Source organism: Arthrobacter sp. SlRoot2-15, assembly GCF_059739345.1.
In genome coordinates, this window is the sequence record NZ_AP046058.1 from 3,251,905 (window position 1) to 3,270,827 (window position 18,923).

Genomic DNA, 18,923 nt, shown 5'->3' on the forward strand with positions numbered 1-18,923 from the left:
ACAAAGTGAAGGAAACGGCCAAGAGCCACATCACCTTTGTCATTGTGGCCGGAATCGTCCGGCCGGTCATGAACCTGCTGATGAACAAGAAGTGGGAGGGGCTGGAGAAGCTCCCCGCCGGCGGTTTTATTGCCGCGCCCAACCACTGCACCGAGATCGATCCGCTGGTGATCGGCCACATGCTCTACAACCAGAAGCGGATGCCGCACTTTCTGGCCAAGGGCAGCCTCTTCAAGGTCCCGGTGCTCGGCTCGGTGCTGCGGAACACCAAGCAGGTCCCGGTGGAACGCTCGACGTCGGGCGCCAACCGTTCGCTGCAGGTCGCCAAGGAAGTGGTGGATGAAGGCGGCGCCATCATCATCTATCCCGAGGGAACGCTCACCCGCGACCCCGAGCTCTGGCCGATGAAGGGCCACACCGGCGCGGCGAGGATGGCGCTGGAAAGCGGCATCCCGGTCGTCCCGATGGCGCACTGGGGGGCGCATGAGGTGTTCCCGCGTTACGCCAAGCGGTTCTACGTCTTCCCGCGGAAGACCTCGCGCGTGCTGGTGGGCGACCCGGTGGACCTGAGCGCGTTCGCCGGCCGGCCGCTGGACAAAGCGACGCTGACCGAGGCCACGAACGTGATCATGGACGCCATCACCGAACTGCTGGCCAGCCTGCGCGGCGGACAGCCGCCGCTGGTCCGCTGGGATCCCTCGGCGCACAACCAGTCCACTCACGGGCGGTTCGTCGAGCGCGGCGGCAACCCCGGCCCCGCCCCCGAGCCCGGCACCGCCCCCGACGCAGGCACCGCCACGGACGGTGTCCAGTGACGGCTGTGCCCCGCGGCACGGAGGCCGGCTCGGCCCTGAGCGTCGCCGTGCTCGGCGCCGGCTCCTGGGGGACTACCTTCGCCAAGATCCTCGCCGACGCGGCCACCGCGTCCGGCGTCGACCGCAGCATCCGGCTCTGGGGCCGCCGCGCCGCCGTCGTGGACCAGATCAACGCCGAACACCGCAACGAGCAGTACCTCAAAGGCATTGCCCTGCCGGCCAGCATCACCGCCTCCACCGACGTCGCCGAGGTCCTCGACGGCGCCGACTTGGTGGTTCTTGCCGTCCCCGCGCAGACCCTGCGGCCCCAGCTGCGCGAGTGGAAGCACCTGATCGGGTCCGGCGCCCTCGTGGTGTCCCTGATGAAGGGCCTGGAGCTGCACTCGGATGCCCGGATGAGCGAAGTCATTTGCGAGGAACTGGGCATTCCCGCCGAGCGCGTGGCAGTCGTCTCCGGTCCCAACCTGGCCATGGAAATCGCCCGCGAGGAGCCGACGGCCTCCGTTGTGGCCTGCTCCGACGCCGCGGCGGCCGGCTGGGTGGCCCGCAGCTGCACGGCCCCCTACTTCCGCCCGTACACGACGTCGGACGTGGTCGGCGTCGAAATCGGCGGCATCGTCAAGAACATCATCGCCCTCGCCGTGGGCATCTGCGAAGGCAAGCAGATGGGCGACAACACCAAGGCCTCCGTGATCACCCGCGGCCTCGCCGAGACCTCGCGGCTGACCCTGGCGCTGGGCGGCGAAGCCCAAACCATGGCGGGTCTGGCGGGCCTGGGCGACCTCGTCGCCACCTGCTCCTCGGCGCTGTCGCGGAACCACACCGCAGGGCGGCTGCTCGGCACCGGCCTGAGCCTGGAACAGGTCACCGCCGAGATGACGCAGACGGCCGAAGGCATTAAATCGGCGCAGGCCGTGCATGAACTGGCCGGCAAACTGGGCGTCGAGATGCCCATCACCGCCGCCGTCGTCGCGGTCCTGGCCGGAAAACTGTCCGTAGACCAACTGGGGCCGCTGCTGCTGTCCCGGGACCTGAAATCCGAAGGCGATTACTAACAGTGTCGGAAAAGATTGTGACTACAGAGGCCCAGCCCGGCCGCAAGCCGCGGGTCGCGGTGCTCTTCGGCGGCCGCTCCAGCGAACACGCGGTCAGCTGCGTCACGGCGGCCGGGGTTCTCGGCGCCATCGACCAGGACAAGTATGAGGTGATCCCGATCGGGATCGCCAAGACCGGCCAGTGGGTGCTGGCCTCCGGCGACACCCGGTCGTGGTCCCTGTCCGCCTCCTCGCTGCCGGAGGTTGCGCCGTCGGAGCAGACCGTGACGCTGGCCGAGATCGGCGGCGAACACCAGCTGATCGTCGCCGCGCCCAACCAGGTCCCGCAGGAACTGGGGTCCGTGGACGTGGTCTTCCCGCTGCTGCACGGGCCCTTCGGCGAGGACGGCACCATCCAGGGGCTGCTGGAACTCTCTGACACCCGCTACGTCGGCGCCGGCGTCCTGGCGTCCGCCGTCGGCATGGACAAGCACTACATGAAGGTGGTTTTCGAGGCCGCCGGGCTGCGCGTGGGACCCTACATCGCGGTGACGGACCGGCAGTGGCTCACCGACCCGGAGCTGGTGCGCAAGCGCGTGGACGCCCTTGGCTTCCCGGTGTTCGTCAAGCCGGCGCGGGCCGGCTCTTCGATGGGCATCTCCAAGGTGGACTCGCTTGATGACCTGGATGCGGCGATCGAGGCGGCCCGGGAACATGATCCCAAGCTCGTGATCGAAGCGGGCATCATCGGCCGGGAGATCGAGTGCGCCGTGCTCGAGGGCCGCGGGACCGATGCACCGCGCACCTCGATGCCGGGCGAGATCTCGGTGGCCGGCGGCGGCCACGATTTCTATGACTTCAACGCCAAGTACGTGGAGGACGACGCCGCCGCGCTCAGCTGCCCGGCCGACCTTCCCGAAGAAGCCATCGCCCGGGTCCGCGAGCTCGCGGCGGTCGCCTTCGAGGCGGTGGGCGCCGAAGGCCTGAGCCGGGTGGACTTCTTCTACACGCCCGAGGGCGAGCTGATCATCAACGAGATCAACACCATGCCCGGCTTCACGCCCAAGAGCATGTACCCGCAGATGTGGAAGGCCTCCGGGCTGGGCTACGCGGAGCTGATCGACGAGCTGATCCACCTGGCCCTGCACCGCAAGACCGGCCTGCGCTGACCCCGTAGGCGCCGCGCCGGCCTGCCTACTTGCCGGTGGGCAGGTTCTGCAGGTCGGCCTGGCCCACGCAGTTCCGCGTCGCTTTCACCTTGGCGGCGGCATTGGCCAGTTCGGCCAGGACCGTTGCCGAGCTGATCTTGTCCGGATCCATCAGGATCTCCGTGGCGGGTTCACGCCCGAAGGTGGTCAGGGTCCACACCGGGTGGCCCTCCTTAATCACCCAGTCGACGCCGTTGACGCTGACGCAACGGTCCGTGGTGGGGCCGGGGACGTTGACACCGCACCGCAGTACCACCAGGGACGGATCGCCCCAGGCAGCCGTCGCCTGGCTGTTGGTCTTGCGCAGCTTCGCCTCACCGATGCTGTCCGGCAGCGCCAGCATCATCGGGGCGCAGGCGGCGTTCGCCGCATCCTTGGCAGGCGCGACGTCGACGGCGGGGGAGCAGGCGCTGAGCAGGAGCCCGGCTGCGGCAGCGGCGGCCAGAAAGCGAACGGGACGGAGCGGGCCGTGCGGGCGGAGCTGGAGCATTCACCCAGCCTATCCCGGCCCGGGGTCCGGCCCGACCCCGCGGCTGTCAGCGCCGCACGGTAGCGTAGGCCTGTGCCTGAACCGCTGACCCAACCGACCCCTTCGCCGCCGCTGACCGTGGCCGAGCTCTCCGAATCGGAACTCCTCGCCCGGATCTTCCCGAGGCTTCACGGCGGAGACTCCACCCCGGGCACCGGCACCCTGCTGCTGGGCCCCGGCGACGACGCCGCGATCGTGGCGGCCCCTGACGGCCGGGCAGTGGTCAGCATCGACACCCAGGTGGTGGACCAGGATTTCCGGCTCGTGTGGAACAACGGCTACCGGACCTCCGGCTACGACGTCGGCTGGAAAGCAGCGGCCCAGAACCTCAGCGACATCAACGCCATGGGCGCCCGTGCCACCTCCATGGTGGTGAGCCTGACCATGCCCCCGGAGACCCCCGTGGGCTGGGTGGAGGACTTCGCCGACGGCCTGAGCGCCGGCATCCGCGAACTGGGCGCCCCGGACTGCGCCGTGGCCGGCGGGGACCTGGGCCGCGGAAAGGAACTGGCCGTCAGCGTCGCCATCCTGGGCACCCTCGACGGACAGGCCCCGGTGCTGCGCTCCGGCGCCCGCGCGGGGGACACCCTGGCGCTCGCCGGCAGCGTGGGACGGGCCGCCGCCGGATTGGCCCTGCTGGAATCCGCCACCCCGGTGCAGGAACTGACCCTGGAACAGCGCGCCCTGATGGATACCCAGTGCCGCCCCCGGCCGCCGCTCGCAGCCGGTCCGCTGGCCCGGGAAGCCGGCGCCACCGCCCTGATGGACATCTCCGACGGGCTGGTCCGGGACGGGGCTCGGATGGCCGCCGCCAGCCACGCCGTGCTCAACCTGGACCCAGCGGCGCTGAAGGAGCTCGCGGCGCCGCTGGAGCCGGCAGCCGCCCTGCTGGGCGCGGACCCGCAGGACTGGGTGCTCGGCGGCGGCGAGGACCACGGCCTGCTGGCTGCCTTCCCGGCGGGCGTTCAGCTGCCTCCCGGCTTCACTGCGATAGGCTCGGTAGAGGCCCCTGCACCAACGGACAGCACGGGCGTGACAATAGCGGGCCGGCCCGCTGACACTGTGGGATGGGATCACTTTGCAGACTAAAATTGCCGCCAACGCGCAAGCGATGAAGCGGTGGTTGGGCAAGGCGGAAACAACGCTTGGGAACCACAGCGACCGCCTGAACGCCATCAATATCTTCCCCGTCGCCGACGGCGACACCGGAACCAACCTCTACCTCACGGTGCGCGCCGCCGCCCGGGCCCTCCACGACGTGGCCACCGACACCGCCGCCCTGCCCCAGCTCAGCGCCGACACCCCGGTGCACGCGGTGGGCGCGCCGGACCCCGCCCAGAATGACGTCGGCGCCGTCCTGGCACGGGCAGGCCAGGCCGCGATCGAGCAGGCGCGCGGCAACTCCGGCACCCTGTTCGCCGTCTTCCTGTGCGCCGCAGCCGAACCTCTGGCCGGGCACACCCGGCTCAGCTCGCCGCTGCTGGCCGCCGCGCTCAACCGCGCCCAGATCCGGGCCTGGTCCGCGCTCAGCGACCCGGTCCCGGGCACCATGCTCTCCGTGATGGAGGCCGCCGCCCGCGCCGCCGCAGCCGTCGACGCGGAGCACGACGGCGACGACAGCAACCACACCCTCGGCCTGGCCCTCGACGCCGCCGTGGAGGCCGCCCTGGCCGCCGTGGTGCACACCGAAGACCAGCTCGAGGCCCTGCACACCGCCCATGTGGTGGACGCGGGCGGCGTCGGGATGCTCCTGGTGCTGGACTGCCTGCGCTCCGCCGTGCTCGGCGAGGAACTCCAGGACCAGCTCCTCGACGGACTGCACGGCTACGACGTCCAGGACCCCCACATCCACGCGGACATGCCGCGGGACGATGGCGTGGAGGTCATGTGCACCATCACGCTCTCGCCGCTGGACGCGGCCACCATGCGGCAGCGGCTCGACGAGATGGGCGAGTCCGTGATCATGAGCCAGGTCGGCGGTGACGCCGACGCCAACGGCGCCTACCGCTGGCGCGTCCATGTCCACGTGCCCGACGCCGGCCCAGCCGTCGACCTGATCCGCTCGCTCGGCGAACCCTCGGACATCAGCGTCAGCGACCTGGCCGTGCCACGTGACCCCGAGGCAGGCCTCCCCGATGGCCCCCGCAGCGCGGCCCGCGACGGACATGACCACTGAACTTGACCTCGGCCTGGAACGCCGGATCGGGAAGCGTTCGGCGGCTGTCATCGAGAAACACCTCGGCATCACCACAGTCGGAGGGCTGCTGAACTACTTCCCGCGCCGCTACATGAACCGCGGCGAGTTGACCCTTATCAGCGAGGTCCCGCTGGACGAGGAGGTCACACTGATCGCCCGCGTGGTCTCCAGCAGCACCCGGCAGATGCGCGCCCGCCGCGGCTCGCTGACCGACGTTGTGATCACCGACGACGCCGGCTCCGGAACCGCCGCCCGTCCGGCCGGGGCCGTGCCCGGAACCCTCAAGGTGAGCTTCTTCAACGGCTTCCGCGCCAAGGCGGAGCTGCAGCCCGGCCGGCGCGCGCTGTTTTCCGGAAAGATCACCCGCTACGGCGGCGCGCTGGGGCTGACCAACCCCGAGTTCCAGCTGCTCGACGAAGACCCGGACATCCCGGGAATGGACCCGGAAATGCTCGCGGCCATGCCCATTCCGGTGTACCCGGCCACCGCCAAACTGACCAGCTGGTCCATCCAGAAGGTGGTCGCCACGCTGCTGGACACCGCTGACCTCGACGCGGTCCCGGACCCGCTCCCGGCGGAGATCGCCGCCCGGGAAAAGTTCCTCCCGGTCGCCGCCGCCTACCGGCTGATCCACGCGCCGGAGACCGCGTCGGACTGGCAGCGCGCCCGGGACCGCTTCCGCTACCAGGAAGCGTTGGTGCTGCAGTCCGCCCTGGCCCGGCGCCGCGCCCAGCTGGCCGCCGAGGAGGCGACCGCCCGCCGGCCGGTGCCCGGCGGCCTGCTGGCGGCCTTCGACCGGCAGCTGCCCTTCACCCTGACCGCCGGCCAGGCCACCGTCGGCAAGACCCTCGCCGAAGAACTGGCCCTGGACTCGCCGATGAACCGGCTGCTGCAGGGCGAGGTCGGCTCGGGCAAGACGATTGTGGCCCTGCGCGCCATGCTTCAGGTGGTCGACGCCGGGGGACAGGCCGCGCTGCTGGCCCCCACCGAGGTGCTCGCGGCCCAGCACTTCGATTCCATCCGCCGCACCCTCGGGCCGCTCTCCCGGGACGGGCTGCTCGGCGGCCTCGGCCCGGACTCCGTCCAGGTCACCCTGCTCACCGGCTCCATGCCCACCGCCGCCCGGAAACAGGCCATGCTGGACGCCGCGTCCGGGACCGCGGGGATCGTGATCGGCACGCACGCGCTGCTCAGCGAAAACGTCTCCTTCTACGACCTCGGCCTGATCGTGGTGGACGAACAGCACCGCTTCGGCGTCGAGCAGCGGGACGCCCTCCGGTCCAAGGCCAGCAAACCGCCGCACCTGCTGGTCATGACCGCCACCCCCATCCCGCGCACCGTGGCCATGACCGTGTTCGGCGACCTGGAAACCTCCGTGCTCGATGAACTGCCGGCCGGCCGCGCGCCGATCTCCACCCATGTGGTGGGCCTGGCCGAACACCCCGCCTGGGCCTCCCGGATCTGGTCCCGCTCGCGGGAGGAAATCGACGCCGGCCACCAGGTCTACGTCGTCTGCCCCAAGATCGGCACCGACGACGACGGCGACTTCAGCCCCGGGGAGGCCGAACCCACCGACGCGGACCTGGCGGAAAACGGCACCCGGGAGCTGGCCTCCGTCACCGGCGTAGTCGAACTGCTGCGGGACGAACCGTTGCTGGCCGGGGTGACCGTGGCGCCGCTGCACGGCCGGCAGGACCCCGTCCTGAAGTCCGAGACCATGGCCGCCTTCACCGCGAACCAGACCAAACTGCTGGTCTCCACCACCGTGATCGAGGTCGGCGTCGACGTGCACAATGCCACGCTGATGGTGATCCTGGACGCGGACCGGTTCGGCATTTCCCAGCTCCACCAGCTCCGCGGCCGGGTGGGCCGCGGCGGGCTGCCGGGAACCTGCCTACTGGTCACCACCCTGGAGCCGGAGCATCCCAGCCGGCGCCGGCTCGACGCGGTGGCGGCCACCACCGACGGCTTTGCCCTCTCGCAGGAGGACCTCAAGCTGCGCCGCGAAGGCGACATCCTGGGGGCCTCGCAGTCCGGCGGCCGTTCGACGCTGAAGTTCCTGCGGGTGCTCGAGCACGAGGACGTTATCGCCCGCGCCCGGCAGGACGCCCAGGCGATCGTCGGCGCGGACCCGGACCTGGCCCGGCACGCCGGCCTCGCCGCGGCAATCGACGACTACCTCAACCCCGAGAAGGAGGCGTTCCTTGAACGCGGCTAGCCCACGCAGCGCAGCGAGTCAGACCACGGGACCGGCCACGGCCGCACGGGGGAGCCAGCCATGAGCCGGATCATCGCCGGCGCCGCGGGCGGCACGCCGCTGGTCAGCGTGCCCGGCTCCTTGACCCGCCCCACCACGGACCGGGTCAAGGAGGCGCTCTTCTCCCGGCTGGACGCCTTCGAGGTCATCGCTGACGCCCGGGTCCTTGACCTCTATGCAGGGTCCGGTTCGCTCGGCGTGGAAAGCGCCAGCCGCGGCGCGCGGACCGTGGACCTGGTCGAATTCGATGGCAAAGCCAGCGAGGTGTGCCAGCGCAACGCGGACCTCGTCAACACCGTGGCGCGGCGGAAGACAGTCTCCGTGCACCGCTCCAAGGTCGAGTCGTTCCTGGACCGGGCCGCCGCGGAGGCCGCCTGGGACCTGGTGTTCCTGGACCCGCCGTACCCGCTAGACGAGGTGGCCCTGGCCGCGGTGCTCGCGAAGCTGCTCCCGCACCTGGCCGAGGGCGCCGTCGTCGTGGTGGAACGCTCGGCCCGGACCCCGGAGCCGTCCTGGCCGGCGGGGATGGAGCGGTTCGCGGAAAAGAAGTACGGCGAAACCCGGCTCTGGTTCGCCGAGCCCGGCGTGGAGGCCGCGGGCACCGAGGCTGACACGGACGAGGGCCGGGACGCCAGCGCGGCGGACGACGCCGACAGGGACTAGCCCGGTTCTGGCGGTACCAGCGCGGCATTTGGCGTAGCCCGGCCGGCGCGTGCGTCACGCCGGGCAGTATGGTTCTGCCGGCCGCACCGTACCCCGTTATTCCGCGGAGACCGAAGCTTCACCCGCCAATAACGTGTCTGTCGTGGCGTTTGAGCTGGGCGTGTTGGTCTGGCTATCACTTGGACGGACTTCTCGAGTGGGCCTAACGTGACATCAGCCGGCACGCGGTGCGGCGATTGCGATCAGATTTGAGCCTTCTCGGCAGCCGACTTCCCGAAGCTGTTCGTGGTCCGGGTGCGCAGGCGTAAGACATGCCGGTCAGGAAAATCGCAGCCATGAGATCCAGGACCTTATCCGGAGAGCACGTCCAGCTCAACACCGGAGAGCACCTTCGCCGGGTGTGGCCCACGGGCAGTCAGGGCCGCGGTCCACGAGTCCGGCCATGGTCCCCGGGTCCCGGTCAGGATGATGTTGCCGGGATAGCGGCCGGCGAACATTCCTGCCTCGGCAAACGCGGACACGTCGGCCATGGCCCGGCGCAGCGCGGCCACCTGGCTGCGGACCAGGGTCAGGCCCGGTTCGTCGCCGACATTGACGATCAGCACGCCGCGCTCGGTCAGCCGGTCGGCGGCTTCCTGGTAGAACTCCGTGCAGGCAAGGTGCGCAGGCGCCTCCGGGCCGGAGAAGATGTCCAGGATCACGACGTCGAACCGCAGTTCCGCGGGGAGTGCGCCCAGCGACTCGCGGGCATCGCCGATCACGGTCTGCAGTGACGTCCCCTCCGGCATCGGCAGCTGCTGGAGCACAAAGTCCAGCAATTCCCGCTCCAGCTCCACCGCATACTGCACCGAACCCGGCCGGGTCGCCTGGATGTAGCGGGCCAACGTCAGGGCTCCAGCTCCGAGGTGGAGCGCTGTGATGGGCTCGCCCCACGGCGCCGCGAGATCGACCACATGGCCGATCCGGCGCAGGTACTCGTAGAAGATGTCTTCCGGGTCGGCCAGGTTGACGTGGGACTGCTCGGCGCCGCCGATGCTCAGCACAAAGCTGCCCTCGGTGAACTCATCGGGCTCAATCACGGCGTGCTGGCCCGTGGTCCGCAGGAAGCGCGTCGCCGCGGGGGTGCCGTCCGCGCTCACAGCCTGTCCCGGAGCGTGGAGAGGCGCTCGGCGGCTTCCTCCAGGATGTATGTCTTTTTGCAGAACGCGAAGCGGAGCAGGCTGCGGGTCCGCTCGGCGCCTTCGGCATGGCAGAACACGGGCACCGGGATGGCGGCGACGCCCACCAGTTCCGGCAGCCGGCGGGCCAGGTCCACCGAGTCGGAGATGCCCAGCGGGGCGGTGTCCACGTTTACAAAGTAGGTCCCCTGCGGGCTGAAGACCTCCAGCCCCGCCGCGCGGAGGCCTTCGCTGAGGATGTCCCGCTTGAGCCGCAGCGTGTCGGCGATGCCGGTGTAGAACTCATCGGGCAGGCCCAGCCCCACCGCGATGGCGCTCTGGAACGGCGTCCCGGAACTGTAGCTGAGGAACTGCTTGACGGTGCGGGCGGCGGCCACCAGGTGGGCGGGGCCGCTGAGCCAGCCGATCTTCCAGCCGGTGAAGGAAAAGGTCTTGCCGGCCGAGGAAATGGTCAGGGTGCGCTCCGCGGCACCTGGCAGCGTCGCGACCGGCAGGTGCACGGCGTCGAAGGTGAGGTGTTCGTAAACCTCGTCGGTGATGATGACGGCGTCGTGCCGAGTGGCGAGTTCGACGACGCGTTCGAGCACCTCACGCGGGAACACCGCCCCCGTGGGGTTGTGCGGATTGTTCACCAGCACCACCTTGGTGCGGTCGCTGAACGCCGCGGCCAGGGCATCGAGGTCCGGCATGAAGTCGGGGGCCAGCAGCGGCGCGGTGACGTGCCGGGCGCCGGAGAGGCCGATGATCGCGCCGTAGGAGTCGTAGAACGGCTCGAAGGTCAGGACCTCGTCGCCGGGCCCCACCAGGGCCAGCAGTGCGGCGGCGATGGCCTCCGTGGCGCCGGTGGTGACAATGATTTCGGTCTGCGGATCCGGGGTCAGGCCGTAGAAGCGCTCCTGGTGCAGGGAGATGGCCTCCCGCAATTCCAGGATGCCCTTGCCGGGGGCGTACTGGTTGGCGCCGGCGGCGATTGCGGCCTGGGCGGCGTCCTTGATCTCCGCGGGGCCGTCCTCGTCCGGGAAGCCCTGGCCGAGGTTGATGGCGCCGGTCTGCAGCGCCAGGGTGGTCATCTCCTCAAAGATCGTGACGCCCAGGTCCCCGGCGGGGGAGAGCAGGTTCGCGCCGGTGGCCGCACGCTGCCAGGGGGAGAGCGGCTGGTTGCTCACGGGGTTCCCGCCTTGTCCGTCCGTCCGGTGAACTTGTCCATCGTGGTGTAGATGCCGAAAACTTTCCCGCCAACGAAGTCCCAGGCCCGGACCGGCAGCAGGCCGCGCAACACCTTGCCCAGTTGCGCCGTCGCCGGGGCGATCAGCTGCGGCTGGCCGGCCACCGTGGCACGCCAGGCGCGGTTGACGGCGTCGTCCGGGGTCATCAGGGGAGTGAACAGCGGGCCGCGGGCGCCGGCGAACATGCCCGTGGAAATGTAGCTGGGGCAGAAGGTGGTCACCTTGAGGTGGTCGTGGCCCTGCTGCTCGAGTTCCAGCCGGAGCGAGTCGCTCCAGCCGATCACCGCCCACTTGGAGGCGGCGTAGACGCTCATCCGCGGGTTGGACACGGTCCCGGCGGCGGAGGCGATGTTCAGGATCCGGCGCGGGCGGCCGCCGTCGGCCATCATGGCCGGCAGGAACGCGTGGGCGACGTACATCGGCGCCAGGGCGTTGATGTCCATGGTCAGGGCGATGTCGCGGGCCGGGTCGTGGTCCCAGAACATCGCGCCGCGCACGATGCCCGCATTGTTGATGAGCAGGGTCAGCGGGCCCTCGGACTGCGCTTCCGCGGCGGCTTCGGCGATTGCCTCCCGGCTGGACAGGTCCACCCGGCGGACGACGGCGCGCGCGCCCAGCGCCGTGACTTCGCCGGCCGTCTGCGCCAGGCCATCCGCGTCGACGTCCCAGAGGATGACGACGGCGGCACCCTCCCGGGCGGCGCGCAGGGCATAGAGGCGCCCCATGCCCATTGCGGCCCCCGTGACCAGGACGACGCCGCCGGCGACGGTGAACGGAGTGCGCACGGACTCGGCAGAAGAACTCTTAGATGCTGACATTCCGCCATGCTATCCCGGCCCGCACGGCCGATGGGGTAGGTTCGGAGGATGAGACGCGCCGTATGCCCTGGCTCCTTTGACCCCATTCACAACGGCCACCTGGAAGTCATTGCCCGGGCGGCCAGCCTCTTCGACGAGGTTATTGTGGCGGTGTCCACCAACTACGCCAAGAAGTACCGCTTTGGGCTCGAGGAACGGCTCGACATGGCGCGTCAAACCCTGGCCTCGCTGCGGGGCATCGTGGTGGAACCCGTGGGACAAGGACTGCTGGCCGACTACTGCCGGCAGCGTGGAGCCTCCGCGATTGTCAAGGGACTGCGCTCCTCCTCTGACTTCGACTACGAGCTGCCGATGGCCACGATGAACCGGCAGCTCACCGGGGTGGAGACCGTGTTCATTCCGGCCGAGGGCCACTACCTGCACCTGTCCTCCACCCTGATCAAGGAAGTCTTCACCCTCGGCGGGGACGTATCGGAGTTTGTGCCGAAGTCCGTGCTGAAGCGGCTGAGATCCGGCGAGCCGGGTCCGGGGCACACCGCGTAGAGGGTAAGCTTGATCGGTACTCGGCGGCCTGCTGCCGGTTGCGCGGCCCTTACCGGGCCGGGGTGCGGCGCTCAGCCGCGCGCCGTCCGCCGGTTTGAGTCCGTCCGGAAATTCAGGCTAAGATGGTACGTCGGTCATATGTTCAACAGGAGTTCTCATTAAACGAGATGCTAGTTCGCCCCTGGCGTTCGACGTCAAGGACCTCGGACGCAGTCCGGGAAGCATGCGGACACTGACGGAACATGTACCCGCGCCAAGTGATCTTGGTGTGGCGCTCATTGGTGTGCAGGAAGGCTCGGATGTCGAGCTGGATCTGCGCCTGGAGGCCGTACACGAAGGAATTCTGGTATCGGGCACCGCAAACGTCGAAGTAACCGGCGAATGCGGTCGATGCCTGGATCCCCTTGCGTATGACCTTGAGGTCAATGTGCAAGAACTTTTCTTCTACGGGGATGCTGAATTCCCGGATGAAGAAGACGAACAAGAGCAACGTCGAGTCGAGCACGATCTGATCGATCTTGAGCCGGTGTTGCGGGACGCAGTTGTCACCATGCTGCCGTTCCAGCCGGTGTGCCGGGAAGACTGCCAGGGCCTTTGCTCCGAATGCGGAGTACGCCTGGAAGACGAGCCGGGGCACCACCACGAGGTCGTAGATCCTCGCTGGGCTGCCCTAGCTGATCTGGCTAAGCCTGACCGGCAAAACTGATTTGTAAGTGTTGGACTAGAGAGAAATGAGTTAGCCGTGGCTGTTCCCAAGCGGAAAATGTCTCGCTCGAATACCCGCGCCCGCCGCTCCCAGTGGAAGGCAACTGCCCCCCACCTGGTGAAGACCGTGGAAAACGGACAGGTTGTTTACAGCCTGCCGCACCAGGCAAAGGTCGTTACCGACTCGGCTGGCACCGCGCTGTTCCTTGAGTACAAGGGCCGCAAGGTCGCAGACGTCTAATCCGCCAACAGGCTGACCAAGATGTCTTCAACTGAAGAGCTTCTGAAGCGTCTCGGTGTCTCTATTGACGCCGGGACGCTTCGTCTTGCTCTGACACACCGTTCCTACGCCTACGAAAACGGCGGCATCCCCACCAACGAACGGCTCGAGTTCCTGGGCGACTCCATCCTGGGCTTCTCCGTCACCGACGCGCTGTACCGGGACAACCCGGAACTGCCCGAAGGGGACCTGGCCAAGCGCCGCTCCGCCGTCGTGAGTACCCGGGCGCTGGCCGGCATCGGCCGCAGCATCGGGCTGGGGGAGTACATCTACCTCGGCCAGGGCGAGAAGCTCACCGAGGGCAAGAACAAGGCCTCCATCCTGGCGGACACCATGGAGGCGCTCATCGGCGCCACCTACCTCTCCAACGATCTGGAGACCGCCCGCCAGCTCGTAATGCGCCTGATCGGTCCGCTGCTCCAGGACGCCGCCGCGCTGGGCGCCGGCACAGACTGGAAGACTTCCATCCAGGAACTCGCGGCCAGCCGCCAGCTCGGGACGATCAACTATGCCGTGGAGGGCTCGGGCCCGGACCACGCGCGTTCGTTCGAGGCCGTGCTGCGGATCGGTGGCACCGACTACGGCACCGGTTCGGGAAATTCCAAGAAGGAAGCCGAGCAGGAAGCAGCCGCGGACGCCTGGCGCCGCCTCTCGGCACGGACCCCGGACGCTACGGCGGCCGACGCTGCGGAGTCCCAGCAGCTCAAGTCCCAGACCGGCAGCTAGGCGCCCCTTGCCTGAACTGCCCGAGGTCGAGGTCGTCCGGCGCGGCCTGGTGAACTGGGTGCGGGGCCGGACCATCACCGCCGTCGAGGTGCTGGACCCGCGCTCCATCCGCCGCCACGCACTCGGCGCCGAGGACTTCGCTGGGAACCTCGAAGGCGCCCGCGTGCTGGACGTGGTGCGCCGCGGAAAATTCCTCTGGCTCCCGCTCGCGGACACCGCAGGCACAGACGACGCCGGCACCGCCACCGGTGCCGCGCCGCCCTCGGTGGCGTTGATGGCCCACCTGGGCATGTCCGGCCAGCTGCTGATGCAGGACGCCGCCGTCGCCGACGAGAAGCACCTGAAAATCCGGCTGCGGCTCAGCCCGGCGGCGGGGATGCCCGAACAGCTGCGCTTCGTCGACCAGCGGATCTTCGGCGGGCTCTTCCTCACCTCGCTGGTCCCCACGCCCGACGGCGGTCCCGGCGGCCTGGCGGAAATGCCGCTGCCGCTGATCGCCGAGGAGGCCGCGCACATCGCCCGCGACCCGCTGGACCCGCACTTCTCCTTCGAGGAGTTCTTCCGCCGGCTGCGGGCGCGGAAAACCGGACTCAAGCGGGCCTTCCTGGACCAGGGGCTGGTCTCGGGGATCGGCAACATCTACGCGGACGAGGCACTCTGGCTCGCCAAACTCCACTACGCCCGGCCCACGGACACGCTCCGCCGCTCGGAGGCGCTGCGGGTGCTCGACGCCGCCCTCCAGGTGATGACCGACGCCCTCGCCGCCGGCGGCACCAGCTTCGATTCCCTCTACGTCAACGTCAACGGCGCCTCCGGCTACTTCGAACGGTCCCTGAACGCCTACGGCCGCGAGGGCCAGGAATGCCGCCGCTGCGCCGCGGCCGGCCTCGTGAGCCTGATGAAACGCGAACAGTTCATGAACCGCTCCTCCTATACCTGCCCCGTCTGCCAGCCGCGGCCGCGGAACGGGCGCTGGTAGCGGACGCCCGCGAACCCGGTTGCCGCATTCCCCCCAACCCACCCTAAATCCGATGAATTTGTTGTGGTGCCAGTAGATTTAGGGCAGGAAACACGCCCGCTTCCGCCATCCAGGAGACCCGAAACACCTTGCACCTCAAAAGCCTGACCGTCCGCGGATTCAAGTCGTTCGCCTCCGCGACGACGTTCGAATTCGAACCCGGCGTCACCGCCGTGGTGGGACCCAACGGCTCCGGCAAGTCCAACGTGGTGGACGCGCTGTCCTGGGTGATGGGCGAACAGGGTGCCAAGACCCTGCGCGGCGGCAAGATGGAAGACGTTATCTTCGCCGGCACCTCCGGCCGGCCGCCCCTTGGCCGGGCGCACGTCTCGCTGACCATCGACAACAGCGACGGCGCCCTGCCCATCGACTACAGCGAAGTCACGATTTCGCGCACCCTGTTCCGCACCGGCGGCTCTGAGTACGCCATCAACGGCGCGGGCTGCCGGCTGCTGGACATCCAGGAGCTGCTCTCCGACTCCGGCCTGGGCCGGGAAATGCACGCGATCGTGGGGCAGGGGCAGCTGGATAAGGTCCTGCACGCCACGCCCGAGGACCGGCGCGGCTTCATCGAGGAGGCCGCCGGCATCCTCAAGCACCGCCGCCGCAAGGAAAAAACGGTCCGCAAACTCGAGGCCATGCAGGCCAACCTGGCTCGGCTCAGCGACCTCACGGGGGAAATCCGCCGCCAGCTCACCCCGCTGGGCAAACAGGCGGAGGTGGCGCGCCGCGCCCAGACCGTGCAGTTCGAAGTCCGCGACGCCCGCTCCCGACTCCTCGCCGACGACCTGGTGCAGCTTCAATCCGTGCTGGAGCAGGACGTCGCGGACGAGACGGCGCTGAAGGCCCGCCGCGCCGTCGTCGAACGCGAGCTCGAAAGCGGCCGCCAGCGCCAGGCCGCGCTTGAGCAACTCGCCGCGGAGGCCACCCCGAAGCTCAACGCCGCGCGGGACAACTGGTACCGGCTCTCCTCCGGACGCGAACGGCTGCGCTCGCTCGGATCACTTGCCGAGGAACGCCGCCGCCTGCTCGGAGCCGCGGACACGGCTCCCGACGCCGGCCGGGACCCGGAGCAGCTGGAGAAGCAGGCCGAGCGGGTCCGGGCGGAGCAGGCCGGACTGGAGGCCGGCATCCTCGAGCGGCGGGGTGTCCTGGACGCCGCCACCGCCGCCAAACAGGAGGCCGAGAGCGCGGCCGCCGCCGAAGACAAGCGCCTCGCCACCCTGCTCCGGGCTGCCGCGGACCGCCGCGAGGGCCTTGCCCGGCTCGCGGGACAGGTCGGCGCCGCGAGGTCCCGGGTCGAGTCCGCCCAGGCCGAGATCGGCCGGCTGAGGGAATCCCAGAAGGCCGGAGATGAACGGCGCCGCCAGGCCCAAAGCGAGTTCAGCGCGCTTGAGTCCCAGGTCGCCGGCGTCGAGGACGGCGAGGAGACCCTGGACGCGGAATACGAGGCGGCGACCGAGGCTCTGGACGCAGTGGTTGCTGAAATCGACGCCCTCAAAGCCGCCGAGCGGGACGGCGAGCGGGAACGCGACGCCCTCGTGGCCCGCCGCGATGCGCTGCAGCTTGGCCTCAACCGCAGGGATGGCTCGGAGCATGTCCTGTCCGCCGAGCTGCCCGGCGTGCTCGGCCCGCTGGCGGGCTTGCTGGCCGTGGAGGCAGGCTACGAGACCGCCATCGCAGCCGCGCTGGGAAGTTGCTCGGACGCCGTCGTCGTCCAGGATGCCGCCTCCGCTGCCGCCGCGGTCCAGCTCCTGAAGGACGACGACGCCGGCCGGGCCTCCCTGCTGCTCGCCGGTGCGTCCGGACCGGCCGACCCGGCCCCGGCCGCAGACCTTCCCGACGGCGCCCGCTGGGCCGCCGCGCTGGTCGCCCCCGCCAGGGACAAAACCGGCGGGGGCAAATCCGTCGGAGACAAAGCCAGCGGCGTGCCGCTGGCCCGGCTGCTGGCGGGCGCCGCCGTCGTCGAGGACCTCGACGCCGCCGCGCGGCTGATCGCCGCCCGGCCGGAACTGACCGCCGTGACCCGGGCCGGCGACGTGTTCACCGCCTTCACCGTCAGCGGCGGCTCCGCCTCGGCGCCGTCCCTGCTGGAGGTCCAGGCCGCCGTCGACGACGCCGCCGCACGGCTCGCCGCCGTCGGCGCTGACCTGGAGCGCAACCGATTCGCCCTGTCCGCCGCGGAATCCCGCCGCTCCGCCGCCCAGAACCGCGCGGACGCCGCCCTGGAAAAACTGCACGACTCGGACGCCCGGCTCGCTGCCGTGGCCGAACGGCTGGGCCACCTGAACTCCGTGCTGCGCAGCGCCGTCGGGGAGAGTGAACGGCTCGCCGCATCCCTGGCCCGTGCGGAAGCGAACATCACGGGGGAGCAGGAGGCCCTGGAGGCTGTCGCGGCCAGGCTCGCCGCCGCGCAGGAGGCCCCCGCCGAGGAGGAACCCTCGCCGGAGCACCGCGACGCCCTCGCCCTGGCAGCGTCTGCGGCGCGGGCCGCCGAGATGGAGGCACGCCTTTCGCTGCGCAGCGCGGAGGAACAGCTCACCGCCATCCGCAACCGCGCCGCCTCGCTGGAGCGGGCCGCCGCCACCGAACGCCGTGCCCGCGAGGAGGCGGCCGAACGCGCCCGCCGCCGCAGGCTCCAGGCCGCCCGCGCCGCCGCCGTCTCCGCGGCCGTGGAGCAAGTGATCGGTTTCATCGATGTCTCGGTCGAGCTGGCCCGCCGCGAACGCGACACGGCGGAGGAACGCCGCGAACAGATGGAGCGCGAACTGGCCGCCGTGCGCGCCGGCAACGACACCCTCGCCCGTGAACTGGCCGAGCTGACCGATTCCGTGCACCGGGACGAACTGGCCCGCGCGCAGCAGCGGCTCCGCATCGAGGCCCTCGAACTGCGCAGCGTCGAGGAACTCGGACTGACCGCGGACCAGCTGGTCGCCGACTTCGGCCCCGACCGGCCCGTACCGGTGCCGGCGGCCGAATCGGGGGACAAGTGGGCCGCGCTCCGCGCCCCCGTGGACGAGGACGGACAGGAAATTGTCGCCGGCAAACCCTTTGTCCGCGAGGAACAGGAAAAGCGGCTGCGCAAGGCCGAACGCGACCTCGCAGCCCTGGGCCGGGTCAACCCGCTGGCGCTCGAGGAGTTCGCGGCACTGGAGGAACGCCACCAGTTCCTGAGCACGCAGCTGGAGGACCTCAAGTCCAGCCGCAAGGACCTGCTGGACATCATCAAGGAAGTCGACGAGCGGGTGCAGAAGGTCTTCGCCGAGGCCTTCGAGGACACCGCCGCCCAGTTCGTCCGGGTCTTCGCGCGGCTCTTCCCCGGCGGCGAGGGTCGGCTGGTCCTGACCGACCCCTCGGACATGCTCACCACCGGGATCGAAGTGGAGGCGCGTCCCGCCGGCAAGAAGATCAAGCGGCTCTCGCTGCTTTCCGGCGGTGAACGGTCGCTGACCGCGGTGGCCCTGCTGGTGGCCATCTTCAAGGCCCGGCCCTCGCCGTTCTACGTGATGGACGAGGTGGAGGCCGCCCTGGACGACACCAACCTGGGCCGGCTCATCACCATCTTCGAAGAGCTCCGCGAGTCCAGCCAGCTGATCGTGATCACGCACCAGAAACGCACCATGGAAGTGGCGGACGCGCTCTACGGCGTCACTATGCGCGGCGACGGCGTCTCCACCGTGATCAGCCAGCGGCTGGGGGCCGAGGTCTGAGGACCCTCCGCTGCAG

Annotated in this window: 17 protein-coding genes; 13 read left to right on the forward strand and 4 right to left on the reverse strand. The window is 69.9% G+C overall.

The window, feature by feature from the left end; translation table 11 throughout:
- The first annotated feature begins 5 nt into the window (after positions 1-5).
- From AC6I9V_RS15055 to AC6I9V_RS15065, 3 genes are read left to right on the forward strand one after another with little or no spacing between them, the layout of a single operon-like run.
- Positions 6-815 carry a lysophospholipid acyltransferase family protein gene (locus tag AC6I9V_RS15055; RefSeq protein WP_497900002.1) on the forward strand — a complete coding sequence of 270 codons (810 nt, stop codon included), beginning with the start codon at positions 6-8 and terminating at the stop codon, positions 813-815.
- Positions 816-820: 5 nt separating this feature from the next.
- Positions 821-1,870, forward strand: coding sequence for an NAD(P)H-dependent glycerol-3-phosphate dehydrogenase (locus tag AC6I9V_RS15060; RefSeq protein ID WP_497900327.1), 1,050 nt, complete (start codon positions 821-823; stop codon positions 1,868-1,870).
- 2 nt (positions 1,871-1,872) lie between these two features.
- Positions 1,873-3,018 (forward strand): D-alanine--D-alanine ligase family protein, encoded by a 1,146-nt coding sequence (locus tag AC6I9V_RS15065; RefSeq protein WP_497900003.1) that lies wholly within the window; start codon positions 1,873-1,875, stop codon positions 3,016-3,018.
- Between the two features lie 25 nt (positions 3,019-3,043).
- Here the strand turns inward: AC6I9V_RS15065 and AC6I9V_RS15070 are convergent, their stop codons facing one another.
- Positions 3,044-3,547, reverse strand: a complete 504-nt coding sequence (locus AC6I9V_RS15070) for a DUF3515 family protein (RefSeq protein WP_349411485.1) — start codon at positions 3,545-3,547, stop codon at positions 3,044-3,046.
- Positions 3,548-3,619: 72 nt separating this feature from the next.
- Between AC6I9V_RS15070 and thiL the strand changes: the two genes are divergently transcribed.
- From thiL to rsmD, 4 genes are read left to right on the forward strand one after another with little or no spacing between them, the layout of a single operon-like run.
- Positions 3,620-4,675, forward strand: coding sequence for a thiamine-phosphate kinase (gene thiL / locus AC6I9V_RS15075; protein ID WP_497900004.1), 1,056 nt, complete (start codon positions 3,620-3,622; stop codon positions 4,673-4,675).
- A 22-nt stretch (positions 4,676-4,697) separates the two neighbouring features.
- On the forward strand, positions 4,698-5,762 hold the full coding sequence (locus AC6I9V_RS15080; protein ID WP_497900328.1) for a DAK2 domain-containing protein: 1,065 nt from the start codon (positions 4,698-4,700) through the stop codon (positions 5,760-5,762).
- Positions 5,752-8,001, forward strand: coding sequence for an ATP-dependent DNA helicase RecG (locus tag AC6I9V_RS15085; protein ID WP_497900005.1), 2,250 nt, complete (start codon positions 5,752-5,754; stop codon positions 7,999-8,001). The genes AC6I9V_RS15080 and AC6I9V_RS15085 overlap by 11 nt, the downstream gene beginning before the upstream one ends.
- Before the next feature lie 60 nt (positions 8,002-8,061).
- A complete protein-coding gene (gene rsmD / locus AC6I9V_RS15090) occupies positions 8,062-8,703 on the forward strand; it encodes a 16S rRNA (guanine(966)-N(2))-methyltransferase RsmD (protein WP_497900006.1) in 642 nt (213 codons plus the stop codon).
- A 350-nt stretch (positions 8,704-9,053) separates the two neighbouring features.
- On the opposite strand, the gene AC6I9V_RS15095 is transcribed toward rsmD, so the two are convergent.
- From AC6I9V_RS15095 to AC6I9V_RS15105, 3 genes are read right to left on the reverse strand one after another with little or no spacing between them, the layout of a single operon-like run.
- On the reverse strand, positions 9,054-9,842 hold the full coding sequence (locus AC6I9V_RS15095) for a spermidine synthase (protein WP_497900007.1): 789 nt from the start codon (positions 9,840-9,842) through the stop codon (positions 9,054-9,056).
- On the reverse strand, positions 9,839-11,047 hold the full coding sequence (locus AC6I9V_RS15100; RefSeq protein ID WP_497900008.1) for an aminotransferase class I/II-fold pyridoxal phosphate-dependent enzyme: 1,209 nt from the start codon (positions 11,045-11,047) through the stop codon (positions 9,839-9,841). Before AC6I9V_RS15100 ends, AC6I9V_RS15095 begins: the two co-directional genes overlap by 4 nt.
- On the reverse strand, positions 11,044-11,925 hold the full coding sequence (locus AC6I9V_RS15105) for an SDR family NAD(P)-dependent oxidoreductase (protein WP_349411475.1): 882 nt from the start codon (positions 11,923-11,925) through the stop codon (positions 11,044-11,046). Before AC6I9V_RS15105 ends, AC6I9V_RS15100 begins: the two co-directional genes overlap by 4 nt.
- Positions 11,926-11,973: 48 nt before the next feature.
- On the opposite strand from AC6I9V_RS15105, the gene coaD reads away from it, so the two are divergent.
- The 6 genes from coaD to smc all read left to right on the forward strand — a co-directional run bounded on the left by coaD (position 11,974) and on the right by smc (position 18,907).
- Positions 11,974-12,468: a pantetheine-phosphate adenylyltransferase gene (gene coaD / locus AC6I9V_RS15110; protein ID WP_497900009.1), complete on the forward strand. Its 495-nt coding sequence runs from the start codon at positions 11,974-11,976 to the stop codon at positions 12,466-12,468.
- A 181-nt stretch (positions 12,469-12,649) separates the two neighbouring features.
- The gene (locus AC6I9V_RS15115; protein WP_146337283.1) at positions 12,650-13,174 is read left to right on the forward strand and encodes a YceD family protein; all 525 of its coding nucleotides are present in this window, start codon (positions 12,650-12,652) and stop codon (positions 13,172-13,174) included.
- 36 nt (positions 13,175-13,210) lie between these two features.
- Complete coding sequence (gene rpmF, locus AC6I9V_RS15120; RefSeq protein ID WP_056738282.1) at positions 13,211-13,414, forward strand: 50S ribosomal protein L32; 204 nt, start codon at positions 13,211-13,213, stop codon at positions 13,412-13,414.
- A gap of 21 nt (positions 13,415-13,435) precedes the next feature.
- A complete protein-coding gene (rnc, locus tag AC6I9V_RS15125) occupies positions 13,436-14,179 on the forward strand; it encodes a ribonuclease III (protein WP_349411472.1) in 744 nt (247 codons plus the stop codon).
- 7 nt (positions 14,180-14,186) lie between these two features.
- Positions 14,187-15,158 carry a bifunctional DNA-formamidopyrimidine glycosylase/DNA-(apurinic or apyrimidinic site) lyase gene (gene mutM, locus AC6I9V_RS15130; RefSeq protein WP_497900010.1) on the forward strand — a complete coding sequence of 324 codons (972 nt, stop codon included), beginning with the start codon at positions 14,187-14,189 and terminating at the stop codon, positions 15,156-15,158.
- A 128-nt stretch (positions 15,159-15,286) separates the two neighbouring features.
- On the forward strand, positions 15,287-18,907 hold the full coding sequence (smc, locus tag AC6I9V_RS15135; RefSeq protein WP_497900011.1) for a chromosome segregation protein SMC: 3,621 nt from the start codon (positions 15,287-15,289) through the stop codon (positions 18,905-18,907).
- The last annotated feature ends 16 nt before the right edge of the window (positions 18,908-18,923 follow it).

What these genes read in the sequence shown, in the direction of transcription:
- AC6I9V_RS15085 (WP_497900005.1), top strand. Translation starts at nt 5,752, where the DNA reads ATGACCACTGAACTTGACCTCGGCCTGGAACGCCGGATCGGGAAGCGT.
- rnc (WP_349411472.1), top strand. Translation starts at nt 13,436, where the DNA reads ATGTCTTCAACTGAAGAGCTTCTGAAGCGTCTCGGTGTCTCTATTGAC.
- rsmD (WP_497900006.1), top strand. Translation starts at nt 8,062, where the DNA reads ATGAGCCGGATCATCGCCGGCGCCGCGGGCGGCACGCCGCTGGTCAGC.
- AC6I9V_RS15105 (WP_349411475.1), bottom strand. Translation starts at nt 11,925, where the DNA reads ATGTCAGCATCTAAGAGTTCTTCTGCCGAGTCCGTGCGCACTCCGTTC.
- coaD (WP_497900009.1), top strand. Translation starts at nt 11,974, where the DNA reads ATGAGACGCGCCGTATGCCCTGGCTCCTTTGACCCCATTCACAACGGC.
- AC6I9V_RS15080 (WP_497900328.1), top strand. Translation starts at nt 4,698, where the DNA reads ATGAAGCGGTGGTTGGGCAAGGCGGAAACAACGCTTGGGAACCACAGC.
- AC6I9V_RS15070 (WP_349411485.1), bottom strand. Translation starts at nt 3,547, where the DNA reads ATGCTCCAGCTCCGCCCGCACGGCCCGCTCCGTCCCGTTCGCTTTCTG.